This is a genomic window from Kribbella ginsengisoli (genome assembly GCF_039537185.1).
Classification (GTDB): Bacteria; Actinomycetota; Actinomycetes; order Propionibacteriales; family Kribbellaceae; genus Kribbella; species Kribbella koreensis.
Window position 1 is genome coordinate 286,223 of sequence record NZ_BAABAA010000004.1, and the last position, 13,081, is coordinate 299,303.

General features: G+C 69.0%; 8 protein-coding genes. 5 read left to right on the forward strand and 3 right to left on the reverse strand.

Annotation, left to right across the window (positions count from 1 at the left end; all coding sequences use genetic code 11):
* Positions 1 to 65: 65 nt before the first annotated feature.
* Positions 66 to 1,283, reverse strand: coding sequence for an acetyl-CoA C-acetyltransferase (locus ABD768_RS17780; protein WP_344841817.1), 1,218 nt, complete (start codon positions 1,281 to 1,283; stop codon positions 66 to 68).
* 93 nt (positions 1,284 to 1,376) lie between these two features.
* Here ABD768_RS17780 and mce point away from each other — a divergent pair, with 93 nt between their 5' ends.
* The 5 genes from mce to ABD768_RS17805 all read left to right on the forward strand — a co-directional run bounded on the left by mce (position 1,377) and on the right by ABD768_RS17805 (position 7,338).
* Complete coding sequence (gene mce / locus ABD768_RS17785; protein ID WP_344841820.1) at positions 1,377 to 1,811, forward strand: methylmalonyl-CoA epimerase; 435 nt, start codon at positions 1,377 to 1,379, stop codon at positions 1,809 to 1,811.
* A gap of 86 nt (positions 1,812 to 1,897) precedes the next feature.
* Entirely contained in the window at positions 1,898 to 2,830 is a 933-nt protein-coding gene (locus ABD768_RS17790) for an anti-sigma factor RsbA family regulatory protein (RefSeq protein ID WP_344841823.1), read from the forward strand.
* 161 nt (positions 2,831 to 2,991) lie between these two features.
* Positions 2,992 to 4,329, forward strand: coding sequence for a crotonyl-CoA carboxylase/reductase (ccrA, locus tag ABD768_RS17795; RefSeq protein WP_343963881.1), 1,338 nt, complete (start codon positions 2,992 to 2,994; stop codon positions 4,327 to 4,329).
* A 109-nt stretch (positions 4,330 to 4,438) separates the two neighbouring features.
* On the forward strand, positions 4,439 to 6,007 hold the full coding sequence (locus ABD768_RS17800) for a coiled-coil domain-containing protein (protein ID WP_344841827.1): 1,569 nt from the start codon (positions 4,439 to 4,441) through the stop codon (positions 6,005 to 6,007).
* The gene (locus ABD768_RS17805) at positions 6,004 to 7,338 is read left to right on the forward strand and encodes an AI-2E family transporter (RefSeq protein WP_343963885.1); all 1,335 of its coding nucleotides are present in this window, start codon (positions 6,004 to 6,006) and stop codon (positions 7,336 to 7,338) included. The genes ABD768_RS17800 and ABD768_RS17805 overlap by 4 nt, the downstream gene beginning before the upstream one ends.
* Positions 7,339 to 9,407: 2,069 nt before the next feature.
* Here ABD768_RS17805 and ABD768_RS17810 read toward each other — a convergent pair.
* Positions 9,408 to 11,672 (reverse strand): HNH endonuclease signature motif containing protein, encoded by a 2,265-nt coding sequence (locus ABD768_RS17810; protein ID WP_344841830.1) that lies wholly within the window; start codon positions 11,670 to 11,672, stop codon positions 9,408 to 9,410.
* Positions 11,673 to 12,157: 485 nt separating this feature from the next.
* Positions 12,158 to 13,075: a GTP-binding protein LepA gene (locus ABD768_RS17815; RefSeq protein ID WP_344841833.1), complete on the reverse strand. Its 918-nt coding sequence runs from the start codon at positions 13,073 to 13,075 to the stop codon at positions 12,158 to 12,160.
* Positions 13,076 to 13,081 lie beyond the last annotated feature (6 nt).

The window sequence follows — 13,081 nt, forward strand, 5'->3', positions numbered from 1 at the left end:
CAGCATCTCTGTCAGTTCGGGGATAGATCAGACCAAGCTACCTGCAGCCACCCGGCGCTGTCGGTTCAGCTCTGTTGCGGTACTCGGACGATCAGTGCGTCGCCCTGGCCGCCGCCACCACACAGGGCGGCAGCACCGGTACCGCCGCCGCGGCGCTGGAGCTCCAGCGCCAGGTGAAGTACCAAGCGAGCGCCGGACATGCCGATCGGGTGGCCGAGGGCGATGGCGCCGCCGTTGACGTTGACCTTGTCGAGGTCGACGTTCAGCTCGCGAGCGCTGGCGATACCGACAGCCGCGAACGCCTCGTTGATCTCGATCAGGTCCAGTGCGCCCGGCTCGATGCCTTCCTTCGAGCAGGCCTTGACGATCGCGTTCGCCGGCTGGCTCTGCAGCGAGGAGTCCGGCCCGGCCACAGAACCGTGCGCACCGATCTCGGCAAGCCAGGTCAGCCCCAGCTCCTCCGCCTTCGCCTTGCTCATCACGACGACCGCGCAACCACCGTCAGAGATCTGCGACGCCGACCCCGCGGTGATCGTGCCGTCCTTGCCGAACGCCGGCCGCAACCGCGACAGCGTGTCCACGGTCGTGTCGCCGCGCACACCCTCATCGGTGTCGAAGACAACCGGGTCGCCCTTGCGCTGCGGTACCTCCACCGGCACCACCTCGTCGACGAACACCCCGTTCTTCCAGCTCTCCGCCGCCAGCTGATGCGACCGCGCGCTGAACTGGTCCTGCTCCTCACGAGTCAGCTTCAGCCCGGTCTCGTTCGCCTGGTCGGTCAGCGCACCCATCGCCTGATCGGTGAACGCGTCCCACAGACCGTCGAAGGCCATCGAGTCGACCAGCGTCGTGTCGCCGTACTTGAAGCCCTCACGCGACTTCGGCAGCAGATGCGGCGCGTTCGTCATCGACTCCATCCCGCCGGCCACCACCACGTCGTACTCGCCCGCGCGGATCAGCTGGTCGGCCATCGCGATCGCGTTCAGGCCGGACAGGCAGACCTTGTTGATCGTGATCGCCGGCACCGACATCGGGATGCCACCCGCGACGGCGGCCTGGCGAGCGGCGATCTGGCCGGCGCCGGCCTGCAGCACCTGGCCCATGATCACGTACTCGACCTGCTCCGGCGCGACCCCGGCCTTGGCCAGCGCGCCCTTGATCGCGAAGCCGCCGAGCTCGGCGCCGGTGAAGCCCTTGAGGCCACCCAGCAGCCGTCCGATCGGGGTCCGCGCACCGGCGACTATGACAGTTGTGTTCAGCGGGCTGCGAGTGGTGTCAGACATGCGTTCCACGATACCTGCGTGCGCACTGGTACGTGCTTGTCGATCGGGTCACACTCGGTTGGAAACAGCACCCCACTAGGTCAATCTGGGCCCATGGACGTCACCGGAACGCAGACCCTGTTCGAGGCGATCGACCACGTCGGCATCGCCGTCGCGGACTTCGACCAGGCGGTCCGGTTCTACGCCGACACCTTCGGCATGACGGTCGCGCACGAGGAGATCAACGAGGACCAGGGCGTCCGCGAGGCGATGCTCTCGGTGGGAGACAGCGGCTCCTCGATCCAGCTGCTCGCGCCGATCTCGCCCGACTCCCCGATCGCCCGCTTCCTGACCCAGCGCGGCCCCGGCATCCAGCAGCTCGCCTACCGGGTCCGCGACATCGACACCGTCTCGGCCACCCTGCGCGAACGCGGCGCCATCCTCCTGTACGACGAAGCCCGCCGCGGTACTGCGGGATCGCGGGTCAACTTCCTGCACCCGCGCTCCACCGGCGGCGTACTGATCGAGCTCGTCGAACCGGCCTCCTGACCGCCGCCGGGTCACCGTCGGCGGACCGTGCGTGACGAAGGACTCGTCGAGCCGCCGGACGGCCGATTCGGTACTAGTCTGGTGGAGTGCTGATCGACAGCGCCCCAGACCCTGACGCACTAAGCGGTAGTCGATCCGGTTTCCAGCACGATGCCTTCGTCTACGCCGACGACGACGAGTTCGTGCACCGGGCAGCTCCGTTCCTTCGGGACGGCCTGATCGCCGGCGAGGTCGTGCTCGCCGCGCTCCCCGAGGAGCGAATCGCCTTGCTGCGCAAGGAAGTCGGCGACCTCGCCGACGAGGTCACCTTCATCGACATCACCGTGGCCGGCCGCAACCCGGCGCGGATCATCCCGCTGTGGGCCGACATTCTGCGCGAGCACGACGGCCGCCCGATCCGCGCGCTCGGCGAACCGGCGTACCCGGGCCGGAGCGCGGCGGAGTACGCGGAGGCCAAGCTTCACGAGGCCTTGCTCAACGTGGCCTTCGAGCACTCCGGGCCGTTCCGGCTGCGCTGTCCGTACTCCGTGACTCTCGGGCTCGATCCAGCGCCCAACCACCCAGCCTTGGCCTGCCAGCCCGCTCGGGACTGGGACGACGTCGCGCTCACGCTGTTCGGGGCGCCGCTGGCCGGAGTACCGGTGACGGCCGAGCAGCGGGAATTCGGGTTGGCCGAGCTCACCGGCGTACGCCGATGGGCGGCCGACCGGGCGCGTTCGTACGGGCTGCCTGCGGATCGGGTGGACGATCTGGCGCTCGCGCTGCACGAGATCTGCACGAACAGCGTGCGCTTCGGGGGCGGCCGCGGGACGCTGTCGCTGTGGACGCAGGACCGCTCGCTGGTGCTCGACATCGCCGACCGCGGCCGGATCGGCGACCTGCTGGTCGGGCGAGTGATGCCGCCGACCGACAGCCTCGGCGGGCGAGGCGTCTGGCTCGCGAACCAGCTCTGCGACCTGGTCCAGATCCGCTCCGGTGAGACCGGGACCCAGGTCAGGTTGCACGCCCGGCTCGATTGACATCGAAAGCACTCGGGGCGGTAAGACCACTAAACCCAGTGGACTGGAAAAGTGACGGTCGTCTCAACGGCTGCGACGTGCCTCACAGATGCCTGCCAAAGGGGCATACTCGTCGGTAGATTCTCGCTTTCACAGCGGCTCCACCTACCTGGAGGTACGACGTGAAGGACATCCTCGACGCGATCCTGGCCGGCGACACGCCTGCCGAGGAGTTCGGGCGGCTCGAAGTCCCCGAGCACTATCGCGGGATCACCGTGCACGCCGACGAGGCCGGGATGTTCGAGGGGCTGCCGTCCCGCGAGAAGGATCCGCGCAAGAGCCTGCACCTGGACGACGTGCCGACGCCTGAGCTCGGGCCGGGCGAGGCGCTGATCGCGGTGATGGCGAGCGCGATCAACTACAACACGGTCTGGACGTCGATCTTCGAGCCGGTCTCCACCTTCAGCTTCCTCAAGCGGTACGGGAAGCTGTCGCCGCTGACCGCGCGGCACGATCTGCCGTACCACGTGGTCGGCTCCGACCTGGCCGGCGTCGTACTGCGTACCGGGCCGGGCGTGAACGCGTGGAAGCCGGGCGACGAGGTCGTCGCGCACTGCCTGTCGGTCGAGCTGGAGTCGCCGGACGGGCACAACGACACGATGCTCGACTCCGAGCAGCGGATCTGGGGTTTCGAGACCAACTTCGGCGGGCTGGCCGAGCTGGCGCTGGTGAAGTCGAACCAGTTGATGCCGAAGGCCGCTCATCTGACCTGGGAGGAGGCCGCGTCGCCGGGGCTGGTGAACAGTACGGCGTACCGGCAGCTGGTGTCGTCGAACGGCGCGAACATGAAGCAGGGCGATGTCGTCCTGGTCTGGGGCGCGTCCGGCGGGTTGGGGTCGTACGCGACGCAGTTCGCACTGAACGGCGGGGCGATCCCGGTCTGTGTCGTGTCGTCGCCGGAGAAGGCGGAGATCTGCCGGGCGATGGGCGCGGAGCTGATCATCGACCGGTCGGCCGAAGGGTACAAGTTCTGGGCCGACGAGCACACCCAGGACCAGAAGGAATGGAAGCGGCTGGGTGCGCGGATCCGCGAGCTGACCGGTGGCGACGATCCGGACATCGTGTTCGAGCATCCGGGGCGGGAGACGTTCGGCGCGTCGGTCTTCGTCGCGCGCAAGGGCGGCAAGATCGTCACCTGCGCGTCGACGTCGGGTTTCATGCACGAGTACGACAACCGGTACCTGTGGATGAACCTGAAGAGCATCATCGGCTCCCACTTCGCCAACTACCGCGAGGCCTGGGAGGCGAACCGGCTGATCGCCAAGGGGATGATCCACCCGACGCTGAGTCGCGCCTATTCGCTCGAGGAGACCGCGCAGGCGGCGTACGACGTCCACCAGAACCTGCACCAGGGCAAGGTCGGCGTCCTCACCCTCGCACCGTCGGAGGGTCTCGGCGTCAAGAACCAGGAACTCCGCGAGAAGCACCTCACCCAGATCAACCGCTTCCGCAACCGCTGACCGACGGTTGTCCACAGCCCTGGTCCACCCGGTTGGCGCTGGGGGGCCACGTTCTGACAGGCTCTGCTGACAGGGGATTTATCCGAGCCGCCAGAAGGGACTCTTTGGGATGGCTGACGAGTCGAGCCTGCCGTTTTTCGATCGTACTGCGACCGCCGCGGGTGGCTTCCCCGTGGGACGTCGCGGCTACGACAAACAGGCGGTGGACGACTATGTCCGCGCGCTGGAGATGCAGCTCGCCGACGCCCGCGGCCGGCTGGAGGAGGCGCAGGCCAACTCCGCTCCCCTGCAGCGCCAGCTCGACGAGGCCAAGCGGCAGCTCGAGGCCAGCGCCAACCCGTCGTACGCCGGACTCGGCGACCGGGCCGCGCAGATCCTGCGGCTCGCCCAGGACCAGGCGTCCGAGGCGCTCGAAGAGGCTCGTCGTGAGGCCGACGAGCTGCGCAGTACGGCCGCCAAGGAGGCCGCCGCGACCCGGTCGACCGGCGAGCGTGAGGCGCAGGACATCCGGACGGTCGCGCTGAACGAGTCCGACAGCATGCGCCGGACCGCCGAAGGCGACGCCGCCGAGATCCGCCGGACCGCCGAGACCGAGGCCGCGGAGGTGCTCGCGGCTGCCCGGCGCAAGGCCGAGACGCTGCAGCTGACCGCCGAGTCCGAGTCGAGCACGATGAAGAACGGCGCGCTGCACGAGGCGGAGAAGATCCGCACCGCGATCCAGCGCGAGTCGGCCGCCCTGCGCGCGCGGCTCGCCGACGAGCGCGAGCAGCAGGCCAAGGAGCTCGCCGACAAGCACTCCAAGATCGCCGCCGACACCGAGAACCTGACCACCCAGATGCGCGAGGCCGCCGAGGCGTCCGAGCGGCGGGTCGCCGAGGCGACGGAGCAGGCGCGCAAGATCCGCGCGGAGGCGGAGGAGTCCGCCGAGCGCACGCTGTCGCGCGCTCGTCGCGAGGCGGAGCAACTGCTCACGACTGCTCGTACCCGCTCCGAGGCCGAGCTGGCCAACGCGGCTGACGAGGCTGAGCGGTCGCGCACGATCGTGGCCCGCGAGACCGAGCGGCTCGCCAAGCGGCGCGACGGGATCCTGGCTCAGATCGCTGGGCTGAACGACATCGCGAGCAACATCGCGCGGCAGGCTGCTGAGCTGGATTCCGAGACGGCTACGCCGTACAGCAACCCGTTCGCGGCTCCGCCGGTGTCGCCTGCTCCGGCTGCACCAGCAGCGACGGCCGGTGGGGCGAGTGGCAGTCCGTTCGGCACACCGGCGTACGACGAGACGCCCGCGACGTACGTCGGCGGTCCCGAAGAGCCGACGGCGACCTACTCCACCGACTCCGCGCCGGCCGCGTTGGAGCCGGAAGAGGCTGAGCTCGGGCGCGGCGGGAACCCCTTCGCGGGTGGCAACCCGTTCGTCGGGTCGCAAGCCGGTAGCGCGCGGGTCGACGAGACGCGGATCGACAGCAGCCTGCGGGTGGACGCGAGCAGCATCGACGAGCTGCGGGCCGCCGAGAAGAAGCCGCTGCGCGACGAGACCCGGATCGACGAGTTCCGGCTCTCCGATCTGAAGTCCAGCTCCTCATCCTCAGACAATGACGCCGACGCTGACGCCGACGCCGCGGACCTCGACGACGTGAAGGCGACCGGGGACGGCAAAGCCACGAAGGATGAGAAGTGACGCCTGCCGGCGACCAGGATGCGACAGGCAACGCGGACGGCAAGACTCAAGTAACCGAGATCGAGCGGGCCACCCGCGAAGCGAAGGCCGCCGCGGCCGAGGCCGAAGCGGCGGCTGACGACGCCGAGCAGTCCGCCGAGCACTCCGAGACGGCCGCCGAGCAGTCGGAGGACGCCGCCGAGCAAGCCGAAAAAGCTGCCGCAGAAGCGAAAGCGGCGAGTGAGGACGAGCAGAGCCTCGTGGGTGAACTACTGATCGACGAGCGACACCCGTCGGAGGGCATGGGCGCGCCCGGCCCGCCGCTGCGCCGGTCGAACCCGTTCGTGTTCGGCTTCTTCGCGGTCCTCGGCGGCCTGGTCGCGTACGGGCTGTGGCACGCGCTCGGCCAGGCCAAGTCGGTGCTGATCCTGCTCGTCGTGTCGATGTTCATCGCGGTCGGCCTGAACCCGCTGGTCGAGTGGTTCATGCGCCGCGGGCTCAAGCGCGGCCTGGCGGTCGGCGTCGTCTTCTTGCTGATGATCCTCGCGGTCACCGGCGTCGGCTTCGCGATCGTCCCGGTGGTGACCGACCAGATCGACGGGCTGATCAAGAACGCGCCCGATTGGCTCGACCTGCTGACCAAGTCGAAGACGCTGAACAGCCTCAACGACAAGTACCACTTCATCCAGAAGGCCACCGACTACATCCAGGACCCGGCGCTGGCCCAGAAGGCCTTCGGCGGTGTGCTCGGCGTCGGCAAGGTCGTCGCGAACGCGCTGTTCTCCGCGTTCACGATCCTGATCCTGACCCTGTACTTCCTGGCGTCGCTGCCGACGGTGAAGCGCGCGGCGTACAGCCTGGTCCCGGCCAGCCGCCGGAGCCGGTTCTCGATCCTCGGCGACGAGGTGCTCGGCCGGGTCGGCGGTTACGTCAGCGGCCAGTTCCTGGTCGCGCTCTGCGCCGGCTGCTTCATGTTCATCTTCCTGGAGATCGTGGGCCTCGGCCAGTACGCCGTGGCGCTGGCGATCTGCGTGATGTTCACCGCGTTCATCCCGATGGTCGGCGGCCTGATCGGCGTCGTCCTGGTAGCCCTGATCGGCTTCACCGACGGCCTCTGGGTCGGCGTCGCCTGCCTGGCGTACGGCATCATCTACCAGCAGATCGAGAACTACTTCGTCGCGCCGCGCATCATGCGCCGCGCCGTCAACATCCCCGGCGCCGTCACCGTCATCGCAGCCCTCTTCGGCGGCGCCCTCCTAGGCGTGGTCGGCGCCCTGATGGCAATCCCCACCGCCGCCGCCATCCTCCTGATAGTCCGAGAAGTCTGGGTCCGCAAAGCCGACGCCTCCTAACCCCCGCGGAGGAGCGAGCCACTCACCTTCGCGCGTCGGGCCACCACGCCCGCCCGCCGCTCGCGCCCGCTCCTCCACCACCCGCTCGTCGCCAAACCGCCCGTCGGTTAGCCGCGCACCACCCGGGCTTCCCGCCACGGCCAGATAAGCTTCCCGCCCCTCGCATGCGCCGGGCTCATGGCCTCCGCAACCCGCTTGACGAAAGCCAACTGGCTGCGCGCGCACCGATTTGCCCTTGGCGCCACTGGAGCAAGGCGGCACGTGCGAGAGCCACCCCACGCGAAGCACCTAGCAGCGTTGCCCCGAGCCGTGCCGAGCCGCCCCGCGCGGAGCACACGGCAGCGCCGCCCCATCCGCCCCACGCGGAGCACGCGGAGCACGCGGAGCACGCGGAGCACGCGGAGCACGCGACAGCGTTGCCCCATCCGCCCCGCACGGAGCACGCGGCAGCGTTGCCCCATCCGCCCCACGCGGAGCACCCGGCGGCGTTGCCCCATCCGCGCAGATCGGTCTCCAGCCCTCGCACGCGCCGTGTTCATGGCCTCCGCAACCCGCTCAAACGAGCGGCCACCTGTCGAGCCCAACCAATCGCCTCGCCACCATCGGGCTGCACACGCGAGCCACGCGTGTTGCACCGGAATCGGCGACACCCCCGAGTGACGGTGACACGCGGGGACTCCTACGCCCGGTGATGGCATGCGCGGCCGGTTTGTGTGTCGCCTGTGCTGCTGTTCGACTTCGTTCGAGTTCGGGGACACCGAGGTGGGCGCGCGGCGAGGCTAGGGCGGAACACCGGTCGCTCCTACTTGGCCGACCGTGAATCGAGACAGGAAATCAATACGTGATCGCCCTTGGCTGGCACGGCCCACGTCACTCCCCAGATGCTCCCGAGCCCTCCAGCGCACCCCGCACCGGCCCAGACTGCGAAGGCGTGAGCTTCATACCGGTTGCCGAGCCCGCCGAAGCCGGCCCGACCCCCGACATCGCAGACCAACGAGCCAACCGGCCCACTACCGCTCTCCCCACAGAACCCAAATCATCACCCCAACCCCCGAAGCAACTCCCACCACCAAACCCCTACAGCTAACCCCTCCCCCAGGCAGCACCCGGACCACCCCCCACCCGGGTGCTGCCTCCCTCACGATTGCCCCACTGCCGACGTGGCGGAGAGCACGGCCACCGCTGGCGCCCGACGCGGCGCCCGCCCCCAGGCGACCTCTCACGGCGTACAAGCTGAGCGACTCCTCGCAGGAAGCACAAGCCTGGGCGACGCCTCGCGCAGAACACGAGCCGGGTGCCACCTCGCGCAAAGCACAAGCCGGGGCGACGCCTCGCGCAGAACACGAGCCGGGTGCCACCTCGCGCAAAGCACAAGCCGAGGTGACGCCTCGCGCAGAGCACGAGCCGGGTGGCACCTCGCGCAAGCACAAGCCGGGGCGACGCCTCGCGCAGAGCACGAGCCGGGTGCCACCTCGCGCAAAGCACAAGCCGGGGCGACGCCTCGCGCAGAGCACGAGCCGGCGCGACGCCTCGCGCAGAGCACGAGCCGGGTGGCACCTCGCGCAAGGCACGAGCCGGCGCGGTGCCTCCCGCGGAGGACGAGCATGTCTGACACCTCGCCCGGAACACGAAACCGAGGGGGATGCTCGCGCGCAGGATGAGCCTGAGCTACCCCTCGCACGGACGACGAGCCCGGACGACGCCTCGCACGAGCCCGCGTTATGCCTCGTCCGGACGACGCTTCGCAGGTAGCGCAAGCCGGACTGACCGTTCGCGCGGAACACGGGCCGGCGCGACGCCTCGCGCACACGGCGGAGACGCTGGCCGCTTCCACGCGGACCTGGCGTTATCGATGTAGTCGTCGGTGCGAAAAGCAGCCTGCTTTGCGCACCGTGTGGCCTGCGAGCCTGGGGCTCGGTGGCTGGTGGCTGGTGGCTGGATGGCTTGTGACTTGTGGCCTGTGGCCTGTGGCTGGCGGCTTGTGGCTGGCGGCTTGTGGCTGGCGGCTTGTGGCTTGTGGCTTGTGGCTTGTGGCTTGTGGCTGGCGGATTGTGGTGGTGCGGGGTGGGTTAGGTGAGGCGGTGGGTGCCGGTGTGGTCGACGTGGAAGGTGTAGCCGTTGGGGGTGGTCCAGTGGAGTGCTCCGTTGTTGGTGTGGTGGACGGTCCAGTGGCCGTGGGTTTTGACGCGGTGGTGGTACCGCGTTGCGGGGGTGAGGTTGGCAGTACTGGTTTGGCCTGGTGGTCCGTGTGGGTCGTAGGGCTGGATGTGGTCGAGGTCGGTGTGCGGGGTGGTTTCGGTTGTGCCGTAGGGGAATCGTTCGGCGGGCTGGGCGAGTTTGACGCGTTCGCGGATGCGGGTGGGGATTTCGTAGGCGTTGACGTCGAGGTGCTGGTTGAGGTCGATGACGGGTTTGAGGATCACCTGCCGGTGGCCGAGGAGTTCTTTGAGCTGTGCGGCGAGGAGTGATCCGTGGTCTTCGATCCGGATGAGGCCGTCGCCGGTGAGTAGTGCCTGGTCGGTGATGTGGGCGTACAAGACGATGCGTCCGGGCCGGACGGCACCGGGCCAGGTGCTGCCGGCGGCGTTCTTGATCGTGGCGAGCTTGCTGGCCAGTTGGTGCCGCGAGTACGGGTCGATGGCCGCCCTGGTGTCGGCGGTCGGCGAAACGATCGGGCTTGCGAGTTCCTCGCCGATGCTCGGGTGAGGCGCGTGCCGGTCTGGTTCGTCGTCGAACGCGGGCTCGTCCCAGTCGCTGGGCGGCTGTTCGTTCAGTACTGCGGGCAGCTCCGGCTCGCCTCCGGAGGAGTCGGCGGCGCGTTCTGCGGACGATGCTCGGGCCGGACGCGTCTTGTCTCTTGCGGAATCGTCAGCTGGTTGTGCAGCCGATGCTCCGGGCAGCTCCGACTCGTCTGCTAAGTAGTCGTCAAATCGCTGCGCAGCCGATGCACCGGACGGCTCCGACTCGTCCGCGGAATAGTCGTCAACTCGGTGCGCAGCCAACGCACCAGGCAGCTCCGACTCGTCTCCGGAGCAGTCGTCAACTCGCTGCGCAGCACATGCACCAGGCAGCTCCGACTCGTCTACGGAGCAGTCGTTAGCTCGCTGTGCAGCCGATGCACCAGGCAGCTCCGACTCGCCTGCGGAGCAGTCGTTAGCTCGCTGCGCAGCCGATGCTCCGGGCGGCTCCGATTCGTCTGCGGAATAGTTTCTGGCTGGCTTCGCGGTGGATGGTCGGGGTGGGCGGAGGTTATCTCCCGGGGACTTATCTGCAGGCGTGGCGGGCGATGGGCCGGGTGGGTTCGGCTCTGCTTCAGATGTGTGGTCAGCGGGGTCGGTGACAGATCCGTCGGGTGGGTCAGGATCAACTTGCGTGGAACTGGCGGTCCGCCGGTCGGCTGGGGCTTTGGGCAGGTGCGGCTTGACCTCCAGCGAGTTGCCGGTTGGCGAGTCCGGTGCGTTTGGTGGGGTGTGCTCGGTGTCGGAGGGGGCGTGGGGTGGCTTCGGGGCGTCGGTTCGGGGTGGGTTCGGCTCGGCTTCGCCGGTGGTGGGGTGGGTGGCCAGGTAGCGGGCGGCGTTGAGGAGTTCGTAGGCGGCGAGGGGGTCGGCTAGCCAGCCGAGGGCTTTGGCGCGGCGGTCGTTGAGGGGGTCGGGGTCGCCGAGCTGGCGGAGGGCCCAGGCGACGTCGTTGATGCTGGCGTCGATGGCGATGACGTCTCCGGAGGCGGCTTTGACCCAGATGGTTTTGGTGCCGTCGTCGTCGGAGGGCTGGACCCAGACGCCGCGCTGGCGGGCGTGGTCTTCGGCGGCTTGGCGGGCGGCGGCGGGGTCGGCTTCTTTGACGACGGCGTCGACGATTTTCTGCAGGCGGTAGGCCGAGAGGGTGTCGATAACGGCGACGACGCGTTCGTCGACGAGGGCGGCGGCTTCGGCGGAGAGTTTCAGGCAGGCGCGGGCAACGGCTCTGGCGCGCCAGACGATGGCGTCGCCGTTGAGGGTCTTGGCCCAGATCCGGGGCAGGCGGTGGCGCAGGGCGAGGGCTTCGCCGATGTAGGTGGCGGCGGCGCCGCTGGACATTTTGAGTAGGGCGCCGAGTTCGGCGGGGGCGAACTCGGCGATCGGTGGGCAGCCGTCGCCGCCGTGGACGACGAGGCGTTCACCGCTGTGGTTCGGGGTGGTTCGGGCAGTGGGTGGCAGGGTGGCGTGGAGGTCGGCGAAGTGGAGGGTGGCTTGGAGTTTGCCGAGGGCGGCCTGGTTTTCGGCCGTGTCGTATTCGACGGCCGCGTCGAGGGTCGCGGCGGCGTCGTAGCCGACCCATCCATCATCTTCGAACATGCGTTCGATTCTAGTAGATGAATCGGCTTCCGTGAAATCGAGGATGGCTCACTTCCCCTTGTCCACAAGGGTTTCCGGCGCCGAGGGGCGGTCGGCATACGGCCCGGAGATCGCGGCGAGAGGTCGCCTGCCGTGCCCTGGGGGCACGGGTGAGGCGCGGCGCGGTCAGCCGGATGGCCTCGGCAGGGGCGTGGGCTGCCGAGGGTCGGGGCAGTTGGTCAGGTCGGTGCGGAGGGCCAGACCGGAGGTGCCTCGGGGGATGTCGCCTGCTGGGTCAGCGCGGACGGCAGGAACCGCAAGTCGGTTTCACGATCTCGGGGACGACGGCGCCCGGTTGCTGCCGAGCAAGCGGGCGCAGCACGCGTGGGTTCAGCGGGCGCAGCACTCGCGAAGCAGGCGAGCGGCAGCACGCGCTGCCATGGGTGGGTGGGAGCGCGGGGCGTAGCGGGGCGCGTGGGGGAACCACAGTTGCCCGGGATGCTTGGTTAGGCGGGGTGGGGGCGGTGTTTGGCGGCTAGGTGGGCGGCTCTGTGGAGGGAGTCCAGGACGTAGGTGGGGACCTTCAGGCCATTGCGGTGGGCCCAGAGCATTTCTAGTTCGAAGCGGCCTATTTGCTGGGCGTAGCGGGTCAGTTCGTCGTCGGTGGCGGAGACGGCGATGCCCAGGTGGTGCATGACGTCGCCGAACTGGGCCCATTGCTTCTTGGTGTAGGCGCCTACCGGTTCGAAGGTGTAGCGGCGGAGGGTGCGGACGATCCACTTCTGCCACTCGGACATCTCGGACCACAGGCCCTGGGCGGCGATCTTGTAGTAGGCGAAGTGGCCGGGCTCCTGGCGACGGATCGGGGCGACGACCGTCATCGCGACGGCCTTCTCGCCCAGGTCCAGCAGGCCTTGGTAGAGCTTGTTGTACGCGAGGATGGCCGACTGCTCGGTCGCCACACCGGTCAGGTAGTACAGCATCCGGCTGACGTCCTGGATGGCGCTCCAGCGGCCGAGCGCGCCGAGCACCTTGTAGCTGAAGGCCAGCGAGGTGAGGTCGGGCTCGGATTGCGGCAGCCCCGCCAACTGCTGCAACCGGTCCAGCAGGTAGCCGTGATGGGTCTCCTGCGGCAGCCACACGTCGGCGTAGAAGTGCTTGTCCACGGGCGGCGGGTCGGGCAGCAACAGGTTGAGCTCGAGCACGTTCCGCTCGACTTCCAGCTCCACCCGGGACATGTACGTGAGCACAGGACCGAATCGCTCGGCCAGCAGCTCCGGCCGGACCATCGAGTAGTCGGCACTGTCCACCGGGATCGGCGGGTGCTCCTCCGCGAGCCGGTCGACGTGCTCGGCCAGCCGCGCCTCCACCGAGAAGGGCTTCCGCGGCCGACGGCGCCACGGCGGCGTCATCGCGGCGCTCATGGCCGG